This window comes from Crenobacter sp. CS_VA4, assembly GCF_055597485.1.
Window position 1 is genome coordinate 21,468 of sequence record NZ_JBVMAE010000003.1, and the last position, 21,964, is coordinate 43,431.

The 21,964-nt window shown below is 66.7% G+C and carries 23 protein-coding genes; 7 read left to right on the top strand and 16 right to left on the bottom strand.

Annotated elements, in window-relative coordinates:
• Positions 1-54: 54 nt before the first annotated feature.
• Entirely contained in the window at positions 55-792 is a 738-nt protein-coding gene (locus ACZ2IA_RS03520; protein ID WP_470291188.1) for a DUF1223 domain-containing protein, read from the top strand.
• 70 nt (positions 793-862) lie between these two features.
• Here the strand turns inward: ACZ2IA_RS03520 and cysM are convergent, their stop codons facing one another.
• The 11 genes from cysM to cmk all read right to left on the bottom strand — a co-directional run bounded on the left by cysM (position 863) and on the right by cmk (position 11,189).
• Entirely contained in the window at positions 863-1,759 is an 897-nt protein-coding gene (cysM, locus tag ACZ2IA_RS03525) for a cysteine synthase CysM (protein WP_470291189.1), read from the bottom strand.
• Positions 1,760-2,052: 293 nt separating this feature from the next.
• Positions 2,053-3,048, bottom strand: coding sequence for an ADP-glyceromanno-heptose 6-epimerase (gene rfaD, locus ACZ2IA_RS03530; protein WP_470291190.1), 996 nt, complete (start codon positions 3,046-3,048; stop codon positions 2,053-2,055).
• 30 nt (positions 3,049-3,078) lie between these two features.
• Complete coding sequence (locus ACZ2IA_RS03535) at positions 3,079-3,663, bottom strand: DUF924 family protein (protein ID WP_470291191.1); 585 nt, start codon at positions 3,661-3,663, stop codon at positions 3,079-3,081.
• Between the two features lie 23 nt (positions 3,664-3,686).
• Entirely contained in the window at positions 3,687-4,649 is a 963-nt protein-coding gene (gene rfaE1 / locus ACZ2IA_RS03540) for a D-glycero-beta-D-manno-heptose-7-phosphate kinase (RefSeq protein ID WP_470291192.1), read from the bottom strand.
• Between the two features lie 16 nt (positions 4,650-4,665).
• On the bottom strand, positions 4,666-5,985 hold the full coding sequence (locus ACZ2IA_RS03545; RefSeq protein ID WP_470291193.1) for a UDP-glucose dehydrogenase family protein: 1,320 nt from the start codon (positions 5,983-5,985) through the stop codon (positions 4,666-4,668).
• Complete coding sequence (gene pyrF / locus ACZ2IA_RS03550) at positions 5,982-6,728, bottom strand: orotidine-5'-phosphate decarboxylase (RefSeq protein ID WP_470291194.1); 747 nt, start codon at positions 6,726-6,728, stop codon at positions 5,982-5,984. The genes ACZ2IA_RS03545 and pyrF overlap by 4 nt, the downstream gene beginning before the upstream one ends.
• Before the next feature lie 19 nt (positions 6,729-6,747).
• Positions 6,748-7,908 (bottom strand): lipopolysaccharide assembly protein LapB, encoded by a 1,161-nt coding sequence (lapB, locus tag ACZ2IA_RS03555; protein ID WP_470291195.1) that lies wholly within the window; start codon positions 7,906-7,908, stop codon positions 6,748-6,750.
• A 69-nt stretch (positions 7,909-7,977) separates the two neighbouring features.
• Positions 7,978-8,271 carry a LapA family protein gene (locus ACZ2IA_RS03560; RefSeq protein WP_470291196.1) on the bottom strand — a complete coding sequence of 98 codons (294 nt, stop codon included), beginning with the start codon at positions 8,269-8,271 and terminating at the stop codon, positions 7,978-7,980.
• Between the two features lie 129 nt (positions 8,272-8,400).
• On the bottom strand, positions 8,401-8,721 hold the full coding sequence (locus tag ACZ2IA_RS03565; RefSeq protein ID WP_470291197.1) for an integration host factor subunit beta: 321 nt from the start codon (positions 8,719-8,721) through the stop codon (positions 8,401-8,403).
• Between the two features lie 8 nt (positions 8,722-8,729).
• Complete coding sequence (rpsA, locus tag ACZ2IA_RS03570; RefSeq protein ID WP_470291198.1) at positions 8,730-10,430, bottom strand: 30S ribosomal protein S1; 1,701 nt, start codon at positions 10,428-10,430, stop codon at positions 8,730-8,732.
• A gap of 90 nt (positions 10,431-10,520) precedes the next feature.
• On the bottom strand, positions 10,521-11,189 hold the full coding sequence (cmk, locus tag ACZ2IA_RS03575; RefSeq protein WP_470291199.1) for a (d)CMP kinase: 669 nt from the start codon (positions 11,187-11,189) through the stop codon (positions 10,521-10,523).
• Between the two features lie 183 nt (positions 11,190-11,372).
• Here cmk and aroA point away from each other — a divergent pair, with 183 nt between their 5' ends.
• The 4 genes from aroA to ACZ2IA_RS03595 all read left to right on the top strand — a co-directional run bounded on the left by aroA (position 11,373) and on the right by ACZ2IA_RS03595 (position 15,485).
• Positions 11,373-12,662, top strand: a complete 1,290-nt coding sequence (gene aroA, locus ACZ2IA_RS03580) for a 3-phosphoshikimate 1-carboxyvinyltransferase (RefSeq protein WP_470291200.1) — start codon at positions 11,373-11,375, stop codon at positions 12,660-12,662.
• A gap of 109 nt (positions 12,663-12,771) precedes the next feature.
• Complete coding sequence (locus ACZ2IA_RS03585) at positions 12,772-13,347, top strand: cysteine hydrolase family protein (RefSeq protein WP_470291201.1); 576 nt, start codon at positions 12,772-12,774, stop codon at positions 13,345-13,347.
• Positions 13,348-13,627: 280 nt separating this feature from the next.
• Complete coding sequence (locus tag ACZ2IA_RS03590) at positions 13,628-14,935, top strand: MFS transporter (protein WP_470291202.1); 1,308 nt, start codon at positions 13,628-13,630, stop codon at positions 14,933-14,935.
• A gap of 124 nt (positions 14,936-15,059) precedes the next feature.
• On the top strand, positions 15,060-15,485 hold the full coding sequence (locus ACZ2IA_RS03595) for a pyrophosphohydrolase domain-containing protein (protein WP_470291203.1): 426 nt from the start codon (positions 15,060-15,062) through the stop codon (positions 15,483-15,485).
• 10 nt (positions 15,486-15,495) lie between these two features.
• Here the strand turns inward: ACZ2IA_RS03595 and ACZ2IA_RS03600 are convergent, their stop codons facing one another.
• Complete coding sequence (locus ACZ2IA_RS03600; RefSeq protein WP_470291204.1) at positions 15,496-16,380, bottom strand: LysR family transcriptional regulator; 885 nt, start codon at positions 16,378-16,380, stop codon at positions 15,496-15,498.
• 114 nt (positions 16,381-16,494) lie between these two features.
• Between ACZ2IA_RS03600 and ACZ2IA_RS03605 the strand changes: the two genes are divergently transcribed.
• A complete protein-coding gene (locus tag ACZ2IA_RS03605) occupies positions 16,495-17,094 on the top strand; it encodes a short chain dehydrogenase (RefSeq protein WP_470291205.1) in 600 nt (199 codons plus the stop codon).
• Positions 17,095-17,318: 224 nt separating this feature from the next.
• Here the strand turns inward: ACZ2IA_RS03605 and ACZ2IA_RS03610 are convergent, their stop codons facing one another.
• From ACZ2IA_RS03610 to ACZ2IA_RS03620, 3 genes are all read right to left on the bottom strand, one after another.
• A complete protein-coding gene (locus tag ACZ2IA_RS03610) occupies positions 17,319-17,795 on the bottom strand; it encodes a YaiI/YqxD family protein (protein ID WP_470291206.1) in 477 nt (158 codons plus the stop codon).
• 162 nt (positions 17,796-17,957) lie between these two features.
• Positions 17,958-18,704, bottom strand: coding sequence for an SDR family oxidoreductase (locus tag ACZ2IA_RS03615; RefSeq protein ID WP_470291207.1), 747 nt, complete (start codon positions 18,702-18,704; stop codon positions 17,958-17,960).
• Positions 18,705-18,814: 110 nt separating this feature from the next.
• A complete protein-coding gene (locus ACZ2IA_RS03620) occupies positions 18,815-19,696 on the bottom strand; it encodes a prephenate dehydrogenase (protein ID WP_470291208.1) in 882 nt (293 codons plus the stop codon).
• Between the two features lie 66 nt (positions 19,697-19,762).
• On the opposite strand from ACZ2IA_RS03620, the gene ACZ2IA_RS03625 reads away from it, so the two are divergent.
• Positions 19,763-20,062, top strand: a complete 300-nt coding sequence (locus ACZ2IA_RS03625) for a DUF4936 family protein (protein ID WP_470291209.1) — start codon at positions 19,763-19,765, stop codon at positions 20,060-20,062.
• A 181-nt stretch (positions 20,063-20,243) separates the two neighbouring features.
• Here ACZ2IA_RS03625 and ACZ2IA_RS03630 read toward each other — a convergent pair whose 3' ends face one another.
• Positions 20,244-21,923 (bottom strand): ABC transporter substrate-binding protein, encoded by a 1,680-nt coding sequence (locus ACZ2IA_RS03630; RefSeq protein ID WP_470291210.1) that lies wholly within the window; start codon positions 21,921-21,923, stop codon positions 20,244-20,246.
• Between the last annotated feature and the right edge of the window lie 41 nt (positions 21,924-21,964).

The following is a 21,964-nucleotide window of genomic DNA, read 5'->3' on the forward strand; positions in this document are numbered from 1 at the left end:
CTTGCCACGACCAACCAGCATCCGAACTCGGCCAACCTTATCGGGAGACTATCGATGCGCACCCTGTTCCTGCTCGGCCTGACAGCCTGGCCAATCGCCAGTCACGCCGCCGAGCTCAGCGCGACCAGCCCCAGCCCGCCGGCGCTGTTGGTCGAGTTGTACAGCTCGGAGGGCTGCAACAGCTGCCCGCCGGCCGACGCCTGGCTCGCGACGCTGGGCCGCTTCGGCCCGCGGGTAATCCCGCTGGCGCTGCACGTGCCTTACTGGGACAGCCTGGGCTGGCGCGACCGCTTCGCCCAGCCGGCGTTCGAGGCGCGCCAGCACCGGCTCGCCGCCGCGAACGGCAAGGGCTTCGTCTATACGCCGGGCGTGTTCGCCAACGGCCACGAGTTCGGCGACTGGCGCCGCGACGGCGCGCTGCGCGAACGGTTGGCCGAGACCGGCACCAAGGCGCCGACGCTCAAGCTCAGCGCCAGTGTCGCCGGCGGCGCGATCGACGCCAGCCTCGACGCCGGCGGCCTGCAGCCCGGCCAACAGCTGCGCTTGGCGCTGGCGCAGGACGGCCTGGTCAGCCGGGTCAAGGCCGGCGAAAACGCCGGCGTCACCTTGCAGCATCAGCATGTGGTACGCGCCTGGCAGGGGCCGTGGTTGGCCGACCGCGGCGGCGCGCTACACGCCAGCGCCCACTTCGCCCGCCCGACCGACGGCGGTGCGCTGACGCTGGTCGGCTGGGTCGAACGCGCCGACAGCGGCCAGCCGCTGAACGCGGTGCAGCTGCCGCTGCCGCGCTGAGCCCTCCCCAAATGCGTTCGGCCAACCTTGAAGGTTGGCCGAACGCATTTGGAACCGGGTAGAACGGCGCTTAGCCGAACACCCCGGTCGACAGGTAACGGTCGCCGCGGTCGCAGACGATAGTCACGATCACCGCATTTTCTAGCTGCGCCGACAGCTTCAGCGCCACCGCCAGCGCACCGCCGGACGACGGGCCGGCGAGGATGCCCTCCTCGCGCGCCAGCCGCCGCGCGGTGTGCTCGGCCTCGGCCTGCGACACGTGTTCGAGCCGGTCGATGGCACTGAAGTCGCAGATGCTCGGCAGGTACTCGTCTTCCCACTTGCGGATGCCGGGGATCTGGCTGCCCGGCTCCGGCTGCACGCCGACGATCTCGACCGCCGGATTCATCTCCTTCAGGAAACGACTGGTGCCCATGATGGTGCCGGTAGTGCCCATGCTGGAGACGAAGTGGGTGATGGTGCCGGCGGTGTCCTGCCAGATTTCCGGGCCGGTGCTCTCGTAGTGCGCGAGCGGGTTGTCCGGGTTGGCGAACTGGTCGAGGATCACGCCCTGACCGGCCGCCTCCATGCGGCGCGCCTCGTCGATCGAACCGGGCATCGACAGCGCCGCCGTGGTCAGCACCACGTCGGCGCCGTAGGCGCGCATCGTCAGCACCCGCTCGGCGCTGGAGTTCTCCGGCATGACCAGGATCAGCTTGTAGCCCATCATCGTCGCCGCCATCGCGAGGCCGATACCGGTATTACCACTGGTCGGCTCGATCAGAGTGTCTCCCGGCTTGATCCGGCCGCGCGCCTCGGCGTGGCGGATCATCGACAGCGCCGGCCGGTCCTTCACCGAACCGCCCGGGTTGTTGCCTTCCAGCTTCACCAGCACGGTATTGGTAGTGTGGCCCGGCAGGCGTTTGAGCCTGACCAGCGGGGTACGGCCGACGAAGTCTTCCAGGTAGTTGAAGGTGGGCAGCGCCATGCGAAAACCTTTCCAAATGATCGGGCCATTATACGCCGCCGCGCCGCAAATTCGCCCCCGCGGCCAGTAGGGGCGTTCGCGCCCCTTCCCGGCAGCCGGCCTGCTCGCCTTCCAAACGACAACGCCCGCCACGATCGTGGCGGGCGTTTACGTTCGGCCGGGCCGATCCTCTTAAAACGCAGCGTCGCCGACAAAGTCCTGCGAAGCGATCCCGGCTAGGCGCCCTGCCACAGACAGTACAAGTAGTACGGCAAGGCAGGGCAACAACGCCGGGAGGACTTTGTCGGTGACGCTTAGCGCGCGGACAGCCAGTCGACGTAACGATCGACCCCCTGCTGCACAGTCAGGAACGGCGCGTTGTAGCCGACTTCGCGCAGCTTGCCGATGTCGGCCTGCGTGAAGCTCTGGTACTTGCCCTTCAGCGCGTCCGGGAACTCGGTGTACTCGAGTATCCCCTGCGCGACCAGTTCGTCCAGCGACAGCGCAGGCAGGCCCTCGTGGCGGCGGCAGGCGTTGACGGTGGCGACCGCCACGTCGTTGAACGGCTGCGCGCGGCCGGAGCCGAGGTTGAAGATGCCGCTCTTCTCCGGGTGGTCGAGGAAGTGCATGTTGACCCGCACCACGTCGTCGACCGACACGAAGTCGCGGCTCTGGCCGCCGTTCGGCCAACCGTCCCAGCCGCCGAACAGCTTGACCTTGCCGGTCTCGCGGTACTGGTTGTAGTTGTGGAACGCCACCGACGCCATCCGGCCCTTGTGCTGCTCGCGCGGGCCGTAGACGTTGAAGTAACGGAAACCGGCGACCTGCGCGGTCAGGCCCTCTTCCATGCGCTGGCGCAGTATCTGGTCGAACAGGAACTTCGAGTAGCCGTACACGTTCAGCGGGCCCTCGAACTCGCGCGATTCCTTGAACACCGTGCCACCGCCGTACACCGCGGCGCTCGACGCGTACAGGAAGGGGATTTCCTCTTCCTGGCAGAAATCGAACAGCGCCAAGGTGTACTGGTAGTTGTTGTCCAGCATGTACTTGCCGTCGTGGTTCATCGTGTCGGAACACGCGCCCTGGTGCAGGATCGCGGAGATCTCGCCTTCCAGCTCACCGCCGACCACGCGCTCGATGAAGTCGTGCTTGTCGAGATAGTGCGAGATCTCGCAGTCGACCAGATTCTTGAACTTGTCGCCGCTGGTCAGGTTGTCGACGGCGATGATGTCGGTCTCGCCGCGTGCGTTCAGCGCGCGGACCAGGTTGGAGCCGATGAAGCCGGCGGCGCCGGTAACGACGATGGTCATGGTGAAATCCTCAGGTTGGCCGCAGCCGGCTCAGAACGACGAGCCCGGCTGCGTCAGAAACTCTTGTTCTTCCGGGGTGGAGTCGCGCCCCAGCACCGCGTTGCGGTGCGGGAAGCGGCCGAAACGGACGACGATGGCGTGGTGGCGCCGCGCGTAGTCGAGCGTCGAGTCGCGGTCCGGGCTGTCGTCCGGCAGCGCGGCGTGGACGCGCAGCGATTCCTCCTGGTCGGCCAGCTCCTCGCTGTGCTCGAGGGGCAGGTAGAAGAACCAGCGCGCCACCGGCGGCAGGGCGACGTCCCAGCGGTTGGCGATCGCCTCGCGGGCGAGCTGTCGCGCCGCCGCGTCGGTCGCGAACGCGTCGGCGCTGCCGCGAAACAGATTGCGCGGGAACTGGTCGAGCACGACCGCGAGCGCCAGCGCGCCACGCGCGCTGTCGACATCGTCGTCGAGCTGGCCGGCGCGCGCGCTCTGCCACAGGCCGAGGAAACGGCGGCGCAGCTCGGCGTCGAACGCCTCGTCCTTGGCGAACCAGCTGTGCTGCGGCTCCGACAGCGCCGCCAGGTCGTGGCCGCCGAACCAGAAGTCGAGCACCTCGTTTTGCCAGCTGCGTTCCATGCGTTTCCTCTTTAATCGGTCGATCAGACGGCGAACAGCTCGGCCTGGCGGCACACCGCGGTGCCGAGCTTGCCGACCACGACGCCGGCGGCGGCGTTCGCCAGGCTCATCGCCTGCGGCAGCTCGAAACCGGCGGCGAGCGCGAGGCCGAGCGTGCCTATCACCGTGTCGCCGGCGCCGGACACGTCGAACACCTCGCGCGCCTGGGTCGGCTCGTGCACCACGCCGTCGGCGCGGAACAGCGTCATGCCCTCCTCGCTGCGCGTCACCAGCAGCGCGTCGAGGTTCAGCTCGGCGCGCAGCGCTTCGGCGCGGGCGTTCAGGTCGGCGTCGTCCTTCCAGCGACCCGCCACCTGACGGAACTCGCTGCGGTTCGGCGTCAAGAGCGTCGCGCCGGCGTACTTGGCGTAGTCGTCGCCCTTCGGGTCGATCAGCACCGGCTTGCCGGCGGCGCGCGCCAGCTCGACCATCCGCGCCACGTGGGCCAGGCCGCCCTTGCCGTAGTCGGACAGGATCACCACGTCGTGCGCGTGCACGATCGCCGCGTACTCGTCGAGCTTGTCGGCCAGCACCTCGTGGCTCGGCGCGTCCTCGAAGTCGAGCCGGATCAGCTGCTGCTGGCGCGCGATCACGCGCAATTTAATGGTGGTCGAGATCTCCGGATCGCGGCGGAACGAGGTGGCGATGCCGTCGGCGTCGAGCAGCCGCTCGAGCGCGGTCGCCGCCTCGTCGTCGCCGGTCACCGACAGCAGCGTCGCCTGGCCGCCGAGGCTGGCGATATTGCGCGCCACGTTGGCGGCGCCACCGGCACGCTCCTCCATCCGCTCGATCTTGGCGACCGGCACCGGCGCCTCGGGCGAGATGCGGGTCGCGTCGCCGAACCAGTAACGGTCGAGCATCACGTCGCCGACCACCAGCACCCGCGCGCGGCCGAGCCGTTCGGCCAACTGCTGCGGGTTCATCTTCAGTTTATCGAGCACTAGCATCGCAATGACTCCCGGCTCAGCGACCGATCGCGTGGTAGCTGAAACCCTGCTCGCGCACCAGCGCCGGGTCGTACAGGTTGCGGCCGTCGAAGATCACCGGCGTCTTCATCGCGGCGCGGATCGCGTCGAAGTCGGGCACGCGGAACAGCTTCCACTCGGTAACGATCACCAGCGCGTCGGCGTCCGCGAGCGGCGTCATCATGCTGTCGGCGAAGGAGAGGCGCGGATTGTCGCCCATCACCCGCTGCGCCTCGTGGGTCGCGACCGGGTCGAACGCGACGATCGCCGCGCCGCGGCGGGTCAGCTCGTCGACGATCACCCGGCTCGGCGCCTCGCGCATGTCATCGGTGTTCGGCTTGAACGACAGGCCCCACAGCGCGAAGCGGCGGCCGGACAGGTCGTCGCCGTACTCGGCGACGATCTTCTCGACCAGGCGGTGCTTCTGCTGGTCGTTGGCGTCTTCGACCGCCTCGAGCACGCGCAGCCGATGGCCGTTCTCGCGCGCGGTCGAGATCAGCGCCTTGACGTCCTTCGGGAAGCACGAGCCGCCGTAGCCGACGCCCGGGTAGAGGAAGTGGTAACCGATGCGCGGGTCGGAGCCGATGCCCTTGCGCACCATCTCGATGTCGCCGCCGAGCGTTTCGGCGAGGTTGGCCAGCTCGTTCATGAACGAGATACGCGTCGCCAGCATCGCGTTGGCGGCGTACTTGGTCAGCTCGGCCGAGCGCACGTCCATGAACAGGATGCGCTCGTGGTTGCGCTGGAACGGCTCGTACAGGCGACGCATCAGCGTGACCGCGCGCTCGTCCTCAGCGCCGATCACTATCCGATCCGGGCGCATGAAGTCGTCGATCGCCGCGCCTTCCTTCAGGAACTCCGGGTTCGACACCACGCTGTAAGGGATGGCTTCGCCACGGGCGGCCAGTTCCTCGGCGATCGCGGCCTTCACCCTGTCGGCTGTGCCGACCGGCACGGTCGATTTGTCGACGACGACCTTGTAACCGCTCATATGGCGGCCGATCGCACGCGCGGCGGACAGCACGTACTGCAGGTCGGCCGAACCGTCCTCGTCGGGCGGGGTGCCGACGGCGATGAACTGGATCTCGCCGAACGCGACCGACTCGGCCACGTCGGTGGTAAAGGTCAGGCGGCCGGCCTCGACGTTGCGGCGTACCAGTTCCTCGAGACCCGGCTCGTAGATCGGCACGCCGCCGTTGTTGAGGATGGCGATCTTGTTTGGATCGACGTCGAGGCAACACACCTTATTGCCCATTTCGGCGAGGCAGGTGCCGGTAACCAGGCCGACGTAGCCGGAGCCGATGACGGTAATTTTCATTGCTGCGCGTCCTTGTAGAGGGCGATCTCGCGATTGATCGTGGTGAGTACCGCCAGCGGGTCGGCGGCACGGGTGATCGGCCGGCCGATCACCAGGTAGTCGGCACCGGCGGCGATCGCGGCGGTCGGGGTCATCACCCGGCGCTGGTCGTCGGCGGCCGCGTCGGCCAGACGAATGCCCGGCGTCACCAGCTTGAAGTCCTTGCCGAGCGCGGCCTTCAGGCGCGACGCCTCCTGCGCCGAGCAGACCACCCCGTCGAGGCCGCTGTCGCGGGTCAGCGTCGCCAGGCGCAGCACCTGCTCTTCCGGCGGAATGGTGATGCCGATCTCGGCCAGATCACTGGCTTCCATGCTGGTCAGCACGGTGACGCCGATCAACAGCGGGCGCTGGCTGTACGGCTCGAGTGCTTCGCGCGCCGCCGCCATCATCCGCCGGCCGCCCGACGCGTGTACGTCGACCAGCCAGACGCCGAGTTCGGCGGCGATCTTGCAGGCGTGCGCGACGGTGTTCGGAATGTCATGGAACTTCAGGTCGAGAAACACCTTGAAGCCGCGCGCCACCAGCGCTTCGATCAGCGAACGGCCGGAGGCGGTAAACAGCTCCTTGCCAACCTTGAGCCGGCATTCGGCCGGGTCGAGGCGGCTGGCGAATTCCAGCGCCTCGCGCTCGGTAGCGAAATCGAGCGCGACGATCACGGGAGAAGCCGGCTCGAGATCGAGTCCGGCGGCAAGCAATGGGTTCATGCAGGGTCCTGCTTCGGGTTCAATGTAATTCGGAACGGTTCGGCGTCAGGCTTTCCCACTCGCCGCAGACCGGGCAGTGCCAGAAGAACGCGCGCGAGCGGAAATTGCAGCACTTGCAGCGGTGCATGGTCAGGCGGGCGGCATGCTTCATCACCACGGTGCGCGCGAGCTCCGCATCCATCCGCTTGTCCGGTGACAGTTCGTCCATCTGCGCCTCGATCAGCCGGTACACGCCGGCGAGGCTCGGCCGACTGTGCACCGCCTCGCGCACCGCTTCGAGCGCCTTGGTCTCGTCTTCGTAGGTGGCGACCTTCTGGTACAGCAGGTCGGTCAGCTCGAGCTGCGGGAAGGTTTTCAAATAACCACGCAACAGCGCGATGCCGTCGAGCGGCTTGCCGAGTTTCTCGTAAGCGTCGAACAGCCGCTCGCCGGCCATCGACAGGTATTCGTAGCCCTGCTTCTCGATCGCCTGCCAGGCGCCGATCGCCGCCTCGCTGTCGCCCTCGGCGAAGGCGATGTCGCCGGCGATCAGGCTGGCGCGCACGCACTTGCGGTTGGCGTTGAACGCCGCCTTGACGAACTCGCGCGCCGCCGGGTAATTGGAGCGGAACAGCTCGGCCTGCGCCAGTTCGCAGTAGAACTGCGCGACTTCGTGCAGGAACGAGTGCGAATCGCTGGCCAGCCCGCGCGCCAGTTCGATCGCCTTCTGCCAGTCGCGGTCCTGCTGGTAGATGTCCAATAGTTCCTTGCGCGCGGCCAGGCTCATATTGCCATCGACCAGCTTCACCAGCGTCTCTTCGGCGCGGTCGATCAGCCCAGCCTTGCGGAAGTCCTGCGCCAGCTCGAAACGCACGCTGTCGCGCGACTCTTCGGTCAGCTCGGTCGAGTCGAGCATGGTGTGGTGCAGGCGGATCGCGCGGTCGTTCTCGCCGCGCTTGCGGTAGAGCTTGCCGAGCGTCAGTTGCAGCTCGAGCGCGGCCGGATGCTGGCGCGCCACTTCGGCCAAGGCGCCTGCGGCGACGTCGGTCTTGTCGTCGACCAGCGCGTCGAGGCCCTTGAAGAAGCCGCTCGGCACCGCCATCGCCTGCTTGAGCACGGCGCGCATGTCGACGCGCGCGGCGAACCAGCCCAGGCCGAAGAAGGCCGGGAACAGCAACAGCCACCACAAATCCAAATCCAAGGAATGCCTTTCAACGGGAACGCAAACGCCCGCCGCCGGCAACCGGCGGCGGGCGAACGGAATAATCGGTCAGTCGGCCAAGGCGTCACTCGGGTCCGCCGTGGTCGAACGGGCCTGCTGACGCAGGCGCAATTCTTTTTTCAGTTGCGACAGCTCGCGCCGCATCTTGAGGTAATAGCTAAAGGTCGCCAATAGGCCGATCGCCGCGCCGGCCACGAAGAACAGCAGCAGGAACACGATCAGCGGCGCGCTCCAGACCTGGCCGAAGAACAAGCGGAACTCGACGCTGTGGCTGTTCTGCACGGTAACGGCGACCAGCAGAATCAAGAGGGCAATCTCTATCAGGCGGATCAGATAGCGCATGGCGGTTTCGCTTCGTATTTGGTCGAAGCCAAGTTTATACGATTTGCCCGGTGCTCCCCAAGGCAAAGCGCCAACAAAAAACGCCGCGTCACGGGGACGCGGCGTTGACTATGGCGTATTCAGGCGGATTCAGTACTGCGCTTGCTCGTCGGGAAGCAGGGCTCCGTCGACCCGCTCGCGCAGTTCCTTGCCGGCCTTGAAGTGCGGCACGAACTTCTCAGGTACTGAAACGCTGGAACCCGACTTCGGGTTGCGGCCGACCCGCGGCGGACGGTAGTTCAGATCGAAGCTACCGAAGCCGCGGATTTCGATCCGCTGCCCCTGGGACAGGCTGCTGGCCATCGCGTCCAGAATGGTTTTGACGGCCAGCTCAGCGTCCTTGAAGACCAACTGAGAATTGCGCTCGCCCAAACGTTCGGCCAACCTCGCAATCAGCTCAGACTTGGTCATCGGGCGTATTACTCGTTACCGCCCGACAGCTTGGCCTTCAGCAGCGCGCCCAGGCTGGTGGTACCAGCGCTAACGTTCGACTCGTTGGTCGCCGACAGCGTACGCATAGCAGCGCCTTCTTCCTGCGAGTCTTTGGCCTTGATCGACAGGCTGATGTTGCGCGACTTGCGGTCGACGGCAATGATCAGCGCTTCGACTTCTTCGCCTTCCTTCAGCACGCTGCGAGCATCTTCGATGCGGTCGCGCGACAGCTCGGAAGCACGCAGGTAGCCTTCGATGTCGGTCGACAGCTGAACCACGGCGCCCTTGGCGTCGACGGTCTTCACGGTGCCCTTAACCAGCGAGCCCTTGTCGTTCATGCTGACGAAGTTGCTGAACGGATCGCCTTCGAGCTGCTTGATGCCGAGGCTGATGCGCTCTTTCTCGACGTCGATCGACAGAACAACGGCTTCGACCTCGTCGCCCTTCTTGAACTTGCGCACGGCGTCTTCGCCGGCTTCGCTCCAAGACAGGTCGGACAGGTGAACCAGACCGTCGATGCCGCCCGGCAGGCCGACGAACACGCCGAAGTCGGTGATCGACTTGATCGCGCCCTGCAGCTTGTCGCCCTTCTTGTAGGTAGCGGCAAAATCGTCCCACGGGTTCGCCAGGCACTGCTTCATGCCCAGGCTGATACGGCGGCGGTCTTCGTCGATCTCGAGGATCATCACTTCGACTTCGTCGCCGACCTGAACCACTTTGGACGGGTGAACGTTCTTGTTGGTCCAGTCCATTTCGGACACGTGCACCAGGCCTTCGATGCCTTGTTCGATTTCAACGAACGCACCGTAGTCGGTCAGGTTGGTGACCTTGCCGAACAGGCGGGTGCCCGACGGGTAGCGACGCGACAGGCCGATCCACGGATCTTCGCCCAGCTGCTTCAGGCCCAGCGAAACGCGGTTCTTCTCTTGGTCGAACTTGAGCACCTTGGCTTCAACTTCGTCACCAACAGCCAGCACTTCGCTCGGGTGCTTCACACGACGCCATGCCAGGTCGGTGATGTGCAGCAGGCCGTCGATACCGCCGAGGTCAACGAACGCACCGTAGTCGGTGATGTTCTTGACGATACCCTTGATGACGGCACCTTCGCGCAGGGTTTCGAGCAGTGCTTTGCGCTCTTCGCCCAGCGTCTCTTCCAGCACGGCACGACGCGATACCACCACGTTGTTGCGCTTGCGGTCGAGCTTGATGACCTTGAATTCGATTTCCTTGCCTTCGTACGGAGTGGTGTCTTTCACCGGACGTACGTCGACGAGCGAACCCGGCAGGAAGGCGCGGATGCCGTTGACCATCACGGTCAGACCACCCTTGACCTTGCCGCTGATCATGCCGGACAGGATCTTGCTGGTTTCGAGCGCTTCTTCCAGCTCGATCCAAGCGGCCAGGCGCTTGGCCTTTTCGCGCGACAGCTTGGTTTCGCCGTAGCCGTTCTCCAGCGCGTCGATCGCAACGGTCACGAAGTCGCCGATGGCTACAGCCAGTACGCCGCCATCGTCTTTGAATTCTTCAACCGGGATCAGCGACTCGGACTTCAGGCCGGCGTTGACGGTGACGAAGTTGTTGTCGATGCCAACGACTTCGGCAGTGATCACTTCACCCACGCGCATTTCTTGAAGAGCAAGGCTCTCTTCGAACAGTTGGGCAAAGCTATCCATGGTGAGGGTAGTCATTAAAGAATACTCACTTGCGCACGTCCAAGGTCGTGCAAGGTTAGGTTGGCACTGGCCGCAAGCCCTTGGTCATGCGGCGCTGCAAAAAACTTACTCGCCGGAAACGACGAGCGACTGGTACCAGCCGAGCACGCTATCGACCGCTTGATCGATGGTCAGTTCGGTGGTGTCCAGCCGCTTGGCATCCGGCTCTTGTCTCAACGGTGCTACCGGGCGCGCCGCATCGCGTGCATCGCGCGCTTCGATGTCATCGAGAATCTGCTGGAGGTTAGCAGATTCCCCCTTGTTGATCAACTGCTTATAGCGACGATCGGCGCGTTCTGCCGCACTGGCGGTCAGGAAGATTTTCAGTGTGGCGTCGGGAAACACCACCGAGCCCATGTCGCGACCGTCGGTCACCAGGCCCGGCAACTGACGAAAGGCGCGCTGACGCGCCAACAGCGCGGCGCGCACCGCCGGCAGCGCGGCGATCTTCGACGCGCCCATGCCGATCACCTCGGCGCGGATCTCCTCGCTGACGTCCTCGCCGGCGAGCCACACCTGGTTGTCGCGAAACTCGACCGGCAGCGACAGCGCCGCTTCAGCCAAGCCGTCCTCGTCGTCGAGCTCGATGTCCTCGAGCCGGGCGTACAGCGCGGTCAGCCGGTACAGCGCACCGGAATCCAGGTAGTGGAAGCCGAGGCGCTCGGCGACCAGGGCGGCGACGGTGCCCTTGCCGGAGGCCGACGGGCCGTCGATGGCGATAACCGGAACGGTCATGAAACTCCTTCGTGTAAAGCAAAAGCCGGCGGTGGCTTTCTTTCAGGAAACACCGCGCCGGCTCGACAATTCGGCCGCGATTCTACCCCGATTTGCCGGTCACCCCAACCGCGATTGTGACCTTCTCGCGACAGCCGTTATGATTGAGCGATTATTCCAATTCGACAAAGACGATCCTGCCCCATGGAAACCCTAGCCCTGCTCCCTGCCGGCCCGCTCAAAGGCAGCGTCAAGCTTCCCGGCTCGAAGAGCATTTCCAACCGCACCCTGCTGCTCGCCGCCTTGTCCGAGGGCGCGACCGTCGTGCGCGAGCTGCTCGATTCGGACGACACCCGTCACATGCTGACCGCGCTGAATACACTCGGCGTAGCAGTCGAGCCGCTCGGCGACAACGCCTACCGCGTCACCGGCAGCGGCGGTGCGTTTCCGGTCAAACAGGCCGAGCTATTCCTCGGCAACGCCGGCACCGCGTTTCGGCCGCTGACCGCTGCTCTCGCGCTGATGCAGGGCCAGTACCGGCTGTCGGGCGTCGCGCGGATGCATGAGCGGCCGATCGGCGACCTGGTCGACGCGCTGCGCGTGGCCGGTGCCGACGTCGCGTATCTGGGCAACGACGGCTACCCACCGCTGGCGATCAAGCCTGCGACGATTTCGGCCGACCGGGTGATCCCGATCCGCGGCAATGTGTCGAGCCAGTTCCTGACCGCGCTCTTGATGGCGCTGCCGCTGACCGGCGAGCAGGCGACCATCGAGGTGGTCGGCGAGCTGATCTCCAAACCGTATATCGAGATCACCCTCAACCTGATGGCGCGCTTCGGCGTGCGCGTCGAACGCGACGGCTGGCAGCGCTTCACCATCCCGGCCGGCCAGCGCTACCGGTCACCGGGCGAAATCCTGGTCGAGGGCGACGCGAGCTCCGCGTCGTACTTCCTGGCCGCCGGCGCCTTGGCCGGTGGACCGGTGCGGGTCGAGGGCGTCGGCCGCGACAGCATCCAGGGCGACGTGAAGTTCGCCGACGCGCTGGCGGTGCTCGGCGCGAAGATCGAGATGGGCGAACACTGGATCGAAGCCAGCGCGCCGGTCGGCAAGTTGAAGGCGTTCGACCTTGACCTGAACCACATCCCCGACGCGGCGATGACCTTGGCGGTGGCGGCGCTGGCCGCCGACGGCCCGTGTCGGCTACGCAATATCGCCAGCTGGCGGGTGAAGGAAACCGACCGGCTCGCCGCGATGGCGATCGAATTGCGCAAGGTCGGCGCCACCGTCGAGGAAGGCAGCGACTACCTGGTGGTGACCCCACCGGCGCAGCTGATCCCGAACGCGGCGATCGACACCTACGACGACCACCGCATGGCGATGTGTTTCTCGCTGGTTTCGCTGTTGGGCGTGCCGGTGACGATCAACGACCCGAACTGCGTCGCCAAGACCTTCCCGGACTACTTCGCGCGCTTCGCCAAGCTGGCCGGGCAGTAAGAGCTCTTGCATGATTACAAGGTTGGCCGAACTCCATGGGTTCGGCCAACCTTGTTTCCGGCTCCGCGCCTCGTACGCACTGGACCACCACCACAGCGAAAGGCCCACCATGACTCCCGCCCTGCTCGTCATCGACCCGATCAACGACATCGTCCACCCGGACGGCAAGCTCGCCTCGTGCGCGGCCTTCGTCGCCGAACACGGCGTGCTGGCCCGGATCAACGCCGCGGTGGCGCACGCCCGCGCGCAGGGCTGGCCGGTGATCTGGGTCAGCGTCGGCTTCGACAACCCGGCACGCGAGATCTCGCCGCGCTCCAAGCTGTTCGCCGGCGCGCGCGGCGGCGCGGCCTTGAAAAACGACGGCTGGGGCACCGCCTTCCACGCCGAGCTCGACGTCGCCGCCGACGACCTGTTCATCGTCAAGCCGCGGGTCAACCCGTTCTACGGCACCAAGCTCGCGGTGCAGCTGGCGGCCAACGACGTCGATACACTGCTGATCGCCGGCGTGTCGACGACGATGGCGGTACAGGGAGCCGCGCGCGACGCGCACGACCGCGACCTGCGCGTGATCGTGCTGGCCGACGCCTGCGCCGACCGTTCGCTCGCCCAGCATCAGGCGTCGCTCGACGCGCTGGCGCTGATCGCCGAGCTGCGCGACACCGGCGCGCTGGCCGAACTGCGCTGAGCGTCCCTTCGGCCCGGCTTGAGCTTGGCCGAACCGCCGCCGATCCCGCCCGGACACTTCGGTAGATCCCGCCCCGTTTTGCCCGCCCGCCGCGATATTCATTCACGTCGAGATACCGAACTAGCGTTTGATTTCCTGCACGAACCCGTTTCCGGCACAAAATGCATCACCGCCGGCCCGGTAATCCTCGCCAATGGCATACCGGAGATTGAATCCCGTCACGCCGATGGGTAGTCTCGTTACTCCACACATCGATAATCACAAGACGAAGAGAGCGACCATGCAAGCCAGACTCGCCGAAGCCAGCCCCCCGACCCGCCCACTGAACCGCCAGGACTACAAGACCCTGTCGCTCGCCGCGCTCGGCGGTGCGCTGGAGTTCTACGATTTCATCATCTTCGTGTTCTTCGCCGCGGTGATCGGCCAGTTGTTCTTCCCGCCCGACAGCCCCGACTGGTTGCGCCAATTGCAGACCTTCGGCATCTTCGCCGCCGGCTACCTGGCCCGCCCTCTAGGCGGCATCATCATGGCGCACTTCGGCGACCTGCTCGGCCGCAAGCGCATGTTCACGCTATCGATCATCCTGATGGCGCTGCCGACACTGGGCATGGGCCTCTTGCCGACCTACGCGAGCATCGGCATCGCCGCGCCGGTCTTGCTGCTGGGCTTGCGCATCCTGCAGGGTGCCGCGATCGGCGGTGAGGTGCCGGGCGCCTGGGTGTTCGTGGCCGAGCATGTGCCGAACCGCCACACCGGCTACGCCTGCGGCACGCTCACCTCGGGGCTGACCGCCGGCATCCTGCTCGGCTCGCTGGTCGCCACCTGGATCAACACCGCCTACCCGCAGAGCGCGATCCACGACTGGGCGTGGCGGGTGCCGTTCCTGCTCGGCGGCGTGTTCGGCCTGATCGCGATGTACCTGCGCCGCTGGCTGCACGAGACGCCGGTGTTCGCCGAGATGCAGGCGAAGAAGGCGCTGGCCGCCGAGCTGCCGCTGAAGACCGTGGTGCGCGAGCACAAGCGCGCGGTGGTGGTGTCGATGGGGCTGACCTGGCTGCTGTCGGCCGGCATCGTGGTGGTGATCCTGATGACGCCGACCTATCTGCAGAAACAGTTCCACATCGCGCCTGCCACCTCGCTGCAGGCCAACAGCCTGGCGATCATCGCGCTGACGCTCGGCTGCGTGTTCTTCGGCGCGCTGATCGACCGGCTCGGCGCCGGCAAGACCTTCGTGCTCGGCAGCGTGCTGCTCGCCGCGACCAGCTACGCGTTCTACCATTCGCTCGGCCACGCGCCGGAGCAGCTGTTCCTGCTCTACCCGCTCGCCGGCTTCGCGGTCGGCATCGTCGGCGCGGTGCCATACGTGATGGTGCGCTCGTTCCCGGCGGTGGTGCGCTTCTCCGGCCTGTCCTTCTCGTACAACCTGGCGTACGCGATCTTCGGCGGCCTGACGCCGATCGCGGTGACGCTGATGCTAAAGAACGACCCGCTCGCACCGGCGCACTATGTGCTGGCGCTGTGCGGCCTCGGCCTGCTGCTCGGTGTCTATCTGCTGATCAACAACCCGGATCGCCAGGCGGCCCGCTAGGCCCTGCGCCTTCCGCTCAACACCCCGGCCCGCGCCGGGGTTTTTGCTGTCTGATCATCCCCGCTTGGCCCGGCCCCGCCCCATGGATACAATATGTTGATATGCTTTCAGCAAGGCCATCAACATGACCGATTTCTTCGCGCATCGCCGTGCCTTCATGGCCGACTTCGACCTACCGCTGCCGGCCGCGCCAGCGTTCCGCCCCGAGCCGCTGGCGATGTGGCAGACGATGCTCGCCGAGGAGTGGCAGGAATTCCAACAGGCGCTGGCCGACTATCAAACGTTGGCCGAACAGCCGCCGGCCGAACAGTTGCGCCGCCGCGCCGAGTTGGCCGCCGAGGGCGTCGACGTGCTCAATGTGCTGGTCGGCCTGCTGCTGTCGCAGGGGCTGCCGGTCGAGGCGATGTTCGAGGCGATCCATGCCGCCAATAGGCGCAAGCGGGTGAACGGCAAGGTGGTGCGGCGCGCCGACGGCAAGGTGCTGAAGCCGGACGGCTGGCAGCCGGCCGACAAGGAGGGGGTAATCCGTACCGCGATGCCCGCCGACTGAATGGCTCCGACTAGCCGCCGAGCCGCTCCAGCAGGAACTCGACGAAGCGGGTCAGCTTCGGCGTCGCCAGCCTATCCTGCGGGTAGACGATCTGCACCGGCCGCGCCGTCGGGGTGAACTCGGCGAGCAGCGGCACCAGCCGGCCGGCGGCCAGGTCGTCGGCCAGCAGCACCTCGGGTTGCAGGATGATGCCGAGCCCGGACAGCGCCGCCATCCGCAGCGCCTGTCCGTTGTTGGCGCGAAAGCGGTTCGGCTGCGCGCCGGCCACGCCGTCCGCCTCGCCGCCCGGCGGCCAGCTCCAGTAGCGCCCCCAGTGGGTGAAGCCGAGGCAGTGGTGCTGCGCCAGCTGGTCCGGATGCGTCGGCACACCGGCGCGCGCGAGATACGCCGGCGCGGCGCAGACCACCATCCGGTACGGCGCCAGCGGCCGCGACACCAGAGTGGAATCCTGCAAGGTGCCGATGCGGATCGCCGCGTCGAAGCCCTCGCCGACCAAGTCGATCACCCTGTCGTCCAGCGTCAGCTCGACGCTGACCTGCGGGTGCAGCATCAGATAGTCGGCGATCAGCGGCGTCAGCGCCTGGCTGCCGAGCGTCACCGGCGCGCTGATCCGGAGCAGGCCGCGCGGCTCGGCGCGCAGCACCGCGACGCTCGACTCGGCGGCATGGATGTCGGCGAGGATCTGCCGGCAGCGCTCGTAGTAGAGCCGGCCGATCTCGGTCAGGCTCTGACGGCGGGTGGTCCGCGTCAGCAAGCGCGCGCCGAGCTGTTCCTCCAGAAACCGCACATGCCGGCCGACCATCGGCGACGATAGGCCGAAGCGGTCGGCGACCGCGCTGAAGCCGCCCGCCTCGACCACCGCGACGAACACTTCCATGCTGAGCAGCTTGTTCACGATTCGAAACCCATAGTTTTCATTCTTGTAAATTTACACGGATTTATTCATTTCGTGTGCTGCGCGACACTCTCCCCATCCCGACGTCAACGTCGGCTTCACAAGGAGAGCAGAATGAAAATCGCCGTTTTCGGTGCCAGCGGCACCCTGGGTCGTGCCGTAGTCGAACGCCTCGGCGCGCAACACGAAGTCATCTCGGTCGGCCGCAACAGCGGTGACTACCGCGCCGACCTGACCGACATCGCCAGCGTCCGTGCGGTGCTCGAACAAATCGGCCCGGTCGACGCGCTGATCGCCACCGCCGGCCAGCTGCACTTCGGCACGCTCGCCGAGACGACACCGGAACAATTCCAGATCGGCCTGAATGACAAGCTGCTCGGCCAAGTCAACCTGGTGCTGGCCGGCCAGCACTTCCTGAACGACGGCGGCTCGATCACGCTGACCAGCGGCATCGTCAGCGACGAACCGATCCGCTACGGCAGCAATGCCACCACGGTGAACGCTGCGCTCGACGGCTTCGTGCGTGCCGCGGCGCTCGAACTGCCGCGCGGCCTGCGCGCCAACGTGGTCAGCCCGAATGTGGTGGTCGAGTCGTGGGAAGGTTACGGGCCGTACTTTGCCGGCTTCGAGCCGGTGCCGGCGGCGCGGGTCGCGCTGGCTTACCAGCGCAGCGTCGAGGGGATACAGACCGGCCGGGTCCTCCGGGTCTGGTAAGAGCCACAAACAAAACCCTTCCGGCATTGTTTCGCTGCCTTGCCGTACTACTTGTACTGTCTGCGGCATGACGCCTAGCCGGGACCGCTTCGCTGAGTTTTGTTAGCGGCTCTCTTAAAGTGGAAATAAACAGACAGGCCGGCTGCGCGATGCGCGGCCGGCCTGTCTGTGTTGGTTCGGGGTGGGTCTCGGTTCGGCGGCCGAACGCCCTGCCTGTCGGAACGCTAACGAGCCGACTTGGCCAAGGCCTGCGCCCTGGCACGGCGCCGCAGCCAAGCGTCCAGTTCGCGGGCGAAAGCCTGGCGGTCGCGCGGGCCGAACGGCGGCGGCCCGCCGGTCTCGACCCCGCTGTCGCGCAGCTCGGTCAGGAAGTTGCGCATCATCAGCGCGGCGCGGACCGTGTCGGCGGTGTAGCGCTCACCGCGCGGATTGAGCGCCTCGCCACCCGCCTCGATCACCTGCGCCGCCAGCGGCACGTCGCCGGTCACCACCAGGTCGCCGTGCCTTACCTGCTGCGCGATATAGCCGTCGGCCACGTCGAAACCGCTGGCCACCTGCACCGCGTTCACCCACAGCGACGGCGGCGTGCGCAGCAGCCGGTTGGCGACCAAGGTCACCGCCACCTGTTCGCGCTCGGCGGCGCGAAACAGCATTTCCTTGACCGCCGCCGGGCAGGCGTCGGCATCGACCCAGATCTTCATCCTCACTCCACGAACACTTAGAGTCGCTAACAAAACCCAGCGAAGCGGTCCCGGCTAGGCGTCCTGCCGCAGACAGTACAAGGCGTACGGCAAGGCAGGGCAACGACGCTGGGAGGGTTTTAGCTTCGCAGAAACTCGGCTTGCCTCGTTTTTTAGCGGCTCTTAACGCCCGCCCGACACGTCGAGCAGGCTACCTGTACAGAACGACGCTTCGTTGGACAGCAGCCAGACGATCGCGTTCGCGACTTCCTGCGCGGTGCCGCCGCGCTGCATCGGAATGGCCGGTGCGACCCGCTCGACCCGCCCCGCCTCACCGCCACTGGCGTGGATCTCGGTATCGATCAGCCCCGGGCGCACCGCGTTGACGCGGATGCCCTCGGCCGCCACCTCGACCGCCAGCCCCAGCGTCATCGTATCGATCGCGCCCTTGCTCGCCGCGTAGTCGATGTACTCGTTGGCCGAACCGAGCCGCGACGCCGCCGACGACACGTTGACGATCGCACCGCCCTGCCCGCCGTGCCGGGTCGACAGCCGCCGCACCGCCTCACGCGCGCACAGGAAGCTGCCGATCACGTTGATCGACAGCACCCGCTGCAAGCGCGCGGCGTCGAAGTCTTCCAGCCGCCCCTGCGGCGATACCACGCCGGCGTTGTTGACCAGGGCGGACAGCGGGCCGAGCGCGGCATCGCACGCCTCGAACATCGCCACCACCTGCGCCTCGTCCGACACATCGGCCTTGAGCGCGACCGCGTGGCCGCCGCCGGCAACGATCTCGGCGACCAGCGCGTCGGCCGCCGCACTATCACTGCGGTAATTGACGCCGACCGCGTAACCGGCCCGGGCGCAAAGCCGGGCAGTGGCGGCACCGATGCCGCGGCTGGCGCCGGTGATCAGAACGACGGGGGGCATAGTGTCTCCTTATTCTCATGGAATAACGCACGCTCCGGCCCCAGGTTGACCGAAGCGGCACGGGATACGGCCGGTCCTGCTATGGGGAAGACCGGCCGACGGAAACCGGCTCAGCTATTGCGGAGGAAGCGCTGGTACCAGGCGACGCGCGCCTCGCGGGCGTGTTCGAAGAACTCGTTCAGCTCGTCGCCGGCGCCGGTCTCGATCAAGGTGGTCAGCGCGTCGAGGCTGTCGCGGTAGCGCGCCAGCTCGGCGAGCAGCGCGTCGCGGTTGGCCAGACTGATGTCGCGCCACATTTCCGGGTGGCTGCCGGCAATGCGGGTGAAGTCGCGAAAGCCGGTGGCGGCGAAGTCGAAACAGCGCGCCGCATCGGGCTTGTCGGCGACCATGCCGACGTAGGCGAACGCCAAGAGGTGCGGCAGGTGGCTGACGGTCGCGAACACCGCGTCGTGCTCGTGGGGACCCATCTGGTGCACATTGGCGCCGCATGCGCGCCACAGCTCGGCGACCAGCTCGGCCGCATCCGGCGCGGTCTCTGCCAGCGGAGTGACTACCACCTTGCGGTTTTCATACAGGCCGTACTGCGCGGCGGCCGCGCCGGACAGGTCGGAGCCGGCGATCGGGTGCGCCGGCACGCAGCGCGCCAGGCGATCGGGCAGATGCGCGCGCATCAGCGCCACCACGTCGCCCTTGGTGCTGCCGGCGTCGGTCACCACGGCGTGAGCGGGCAAGATCGGCGCGATCGCGTCGAACACCCGCGCCATCTGGCCGACCGGGGTGGCGACCAGCACGAGGTCGGCCGAACGGCAGGCCGCGGCGACGTCCTGGCTCGCCTCGTCGATCACGCCCAGCTCCAGCGCGCGCCGCAGGTTCTCTTCGGAACGACCGACACCGATCACCCGGCCGATCCGCCCGGCGCGCTTGGCCGCCAGCGCAAAAGAACCGCCGATCAGGCCGACGCCGACGATCACCACCGTTTCCACCCGCTGCACGCTCGTTCCTCTTCTGTCCCTTTGTTGGAGAGGTATCATAAGCGATTTCACTGGCAGAGGTCGCCGATGGATCCGTCCCCCTGCTCGCTCTACGTCTACTTCAAGCTCGCCGCGCCGGACGCGGCGCTGTTCGGCCGGCTGTCAGCCATGCAGTCGGAGCTCGCGCGGCAAACCGGCGTCAGCGCCCGGCTGATGCGGCGCCGCGACGATACGCTGACCTGGATGGAGGTGTACGAGGGCATCGCCGACCCGGACGCGTTTGCGCTGACGTTGGCCGAAGCGCTGGCCAAGCACGGCATCGACGCCGACAGCCCCGCGCGTCACCTCGAATGGTTCGTGCCGTTCGACGCGCCGCCGGCACCATGAACAACGCCACGGCTTAGCCGTGGCGTTCGGGTTTGTTCCGGGCGGGCTTGGGATCCTCGTCAAGCCACGGCGCAAGTAGCAGCTCATTCGGGCATCGATGGCCCCTCTCCTCCGTGTGGGAGAGGCGCGATCCTCACCGCGCCAACAAAGCAGGAAGGCTCGTGACGGGAACACCGGCCGGCTAATTACGCACCCACAGTTCGTTGAGCACCATCATCCCGAACGGCCCCGGCTCGAGCCCGGCCACGTGCGGCTGCACGCGCACCTGCTGGTATTCGTGCGCCAGCGGCAGCAGCCAGCCGTGAGCGACAAGTTGCCGTCCGATGTCAGAGAGCGCCTCCCGACGCGCCTCGACCGTCGGCAGCGCCTGCAAGCGCGCGAGCCGGGCATCGAGCCTGGCATGCTCGGCAGGCGGCAGCCACTGGCGGAAGGCGCTGTCGTAGGCGAACCACTCGAAGCAGCCGTAATCCTCATCGTCGTGGAACACCTCGTGGCCGAGCATGAGGTCGGCTTGTTCGCGCCAGGCATTGGCGGAAAACTCGGCGAACGACAGTATCCGGCACTCGAGCATGACGCCGGCCTCGGCCATTCGGGCTATCAACAGCTCGCACAACGTGATCAGGCTATCGATCTGGTAGGTGACTAGCCGCAGCCGTGTGCCCGCCGCTAGCGGTAACCTCCCGCCGCTGCCCGCCGTGTGGTGCTGCCAGCCCGGCAGCAGGCCGGCGGCGGCCACCCGTTCGCGCGCGTCCTGAAACAGGCGAGCCGGATCGAGCCAGTCGAGCAAGGCGAGGCGTTGCCGGTCCTCGGCAAACTGTGCACACGCCGGGTTGCAGACCAGATAGGTGCAGCCGCTCTGCAGCTGGCGGATCCGCTGCAGCGGCGTAGCCTCGTCCATCTGGAAACCGAACACCACGTCGAAGCGAGGCTCGCCGGCCGGCGGTGGCACGATCCACAGGTCGATCTCGTCCAGCAGCGCGCGTTCGCGGTAATACTGCTCGTACGCCTGCAGGGTGATGCGGTATTCGTTGTTGCGCACCACCTTGAACGGGCCGCTGCCGACCGGCAGGCGCGCGAAGTCGGCGGCACGCCGGCGCGGCACGATCGAGGCGTTGGCGCTGCCGAGCCGGTGCGGCCACAGGAAGTCGCTTGCTTCCAGGTGACAGCTGAATGTGCGCGCGTCGTGCACCTCCACCTCGCGCAGATGGCGATACACGCGCTGGTAGATCGACGGTAGGTCGCGCACGCGCAGCAGCGTATGTCGCACGTCGACGGCATCCAGTTCGCTACCGTCGTGAAAGCGCAGCCCCGGCCGCAGCCAAAAGTGCCAAGCACGCCCATCCGCGTCGCTTTCCCAGTGATGCGCCAACGCCGGCAGCAGCCGTTGCCGCTCGCGGTCGTAGCTGGACAGCCGGGAAAAGATCTGGCGCACCAGATGCCCTTCGACCCGGCTCTTCACATGCAGCGGATCGAGACTGACCGGCGCCCGATACAGCGGCATGCGCAGGTGCCCGGCGCCAGCTGTGGCGCCGAGAAAGTCCGGCAAACGGGCCGCCAGCAGCCGGCGCTGCGCCGGGTCGAGCTGGCCGAACGCGCCCTCGAGATCTCCGTCCGCCAGCAGCCCGGAGACCTGATCGAGCGCCAGCTGCTGCGGCGGCTTGAGCAAGGTGAGTGTGGAGCGATGGCCGCGCCCGCGCCCCGGCTGCCACTGCAGCCAGCCGGCGGCCTGCATGCGCGCCAAGAGCAGCCGCACGTTGCGTTCGCTGCAGTTGAGCGCCTGCGCCAGTTCCGGCAGGCTGGGCGGCCGCTCCTGTGCGGCATGGAAGCGGTGCAGGCGGCGGTAGTAGTCGAGCAGGCGCATAAAAGAGGAAATTTATTTGGTATTTCATCCATTTTTACTTT

Excerpts from the sequence above, each read along its gene's own strand:
- pyrF (WP_470291194.1), bottom strand. The coding sequence starts at position 6,728 with ATGAACCCATTGCTTGCCGCCGGACTCGATCTCGAGCCGGCTTCTCCC.
- cysM (WP_470291189.1), bottom strand. The coding sequence starts at position 1,759 with ATGGCGCTGCCCACCTTCAACTACCTGGAAGACTTCGTCGGCCGTACC.
- ACZ2IA_RS03590 (WP_470291202.1), top strand. The coding sequence starts at position 13,628 with ATGCAAGCCAGACTCGCCGAAGCCAGCCCCCCGACCCGCCCACTGAAC.
- ACZ2IA_RS03610 (WP_470291206.1), bottom strand. The coding sequence starts at position 17,795 with ATGAAGATCTGGGTCGATGCCGACGCCTGCCCGGCGGCGGTCAAGGAA.
- ACZ2IA_RS03595 (WP_470291203.1), top strand. The coding sequence starts at position 15,060 with ATGACCGATTTCTTCGCGCATCGCCGTGCCTTCATGGCCGACTTCGAC.
- cmk (WP_470291199.1), bottom strand. The coding sequence starts at position 11,189 with ATGACCGTTCCGGTTATCGCCATCGACGGCCCGTCGGCCTCCGGCAAG.
- ACZ2IA_RS03630 (WP_470291210.1), bottom strand. The coding sequence starts at position 21,923 with ATGCGCCTGCTCGACTACTACCGCCGCCTGCACCGCTTCCATGCCGCA.
- ACZ2IA_RS03585 (WP_470291201.1), top strand. The coding sequence starts at position 12,772 with ATGACTCCCGCCCTGCTCGTCATCGACCCGATCAACGACATCGTCCAC.
- rpsA (WP_470291198.1), bottom strand. The coding sequence starts at position 10,430 with ATGACTACCCTCACCATGGATAGCTTTGCCCAACTGTTCGAAGAGAGC.
- ACZ2IA_RS03605 (WP_470291205.1), top strand. The coding sequence starts at position 16,495 with ATGAAAATCGCCGTTTTCGGTGCCAGCGGCACCCTGGGTCGTGCCGTA.
- ACZ2IA_RS03560 (WP_470291196.1), bottom strand. The coding sequence starts at position 8,271 with ATGCGCTATCTGATCCGCCTGATAGAGATTGCCCTCTTGATTCTGCTG.
- ACZ2IA_RS03565 (WP_470291197.1), bottom strand. The coding sequence starts at position 8,721 with ATGACCAAGTCTGAGCTGATTGCGAGGTTGGCCGAACGTTTGGGCGAG.
- ACZ2IA_RS03535 (WP_470291191.1), bottom strand. The coding sequence starts at position 3,663 with ATGGAACGCAGCTGGCAAAACGAGGTGCTCGACTTCTGGTTCGGCGGC.
- rfaE1 (WP_470291192.1), bottom strand. The coding sequence starts at position 4,649 with ATGCTAGTGCTCGATAAACTGAAGATGAACCCGCAGCAGTTGGCCGAA.
- ACZ2IA_RS03625 (WP_470291209.1), top strand. The coding sequence starts at position 19,763 with ATGGATCCGTCCCCCTGCTCGCTCTACGTCTACTTCAAGCTCGCCGCG.
- aroA (WP_470291200.1), top strand. The coding sequence starts at position 11,373 with ATGGAAACCCTAGCCCTGCTCCCTGCCGGCCCGCTCAAAGGCAGCGTC.
- rfaD (WP_470291190.1), bottom strand. The coding sequence starts at position 3,048 with ATGACCATCGTCGTTACCGGCGCCGCCGGCTTCATCGGCTCCAACCTG.
- ACZ2IA_RS03520 (WP_470291188.1), top strand. The coding sequence starts at position 55 with ATGCGCACCCTGTTCCTGCTCGGCCTGACAGCCTGGCCAATCGCCAGT.
- ACZ2IA_RS03545 (WP_470291193.1), bottom strand. The coding sequence starts at position 5,985 with ATGAAAATTACCGTCATCGGCTCCGGCTACGTCGGCCTGGTTACCGGC.
- ACZ2IA_RS03615 (WP_470291207.1), bottom strand. The coding sequence starts at position 18,704 with ATGCCCCCCGTCGTTCTGATCACCGGCGCCAGCCGCGGCATCGGTGCC.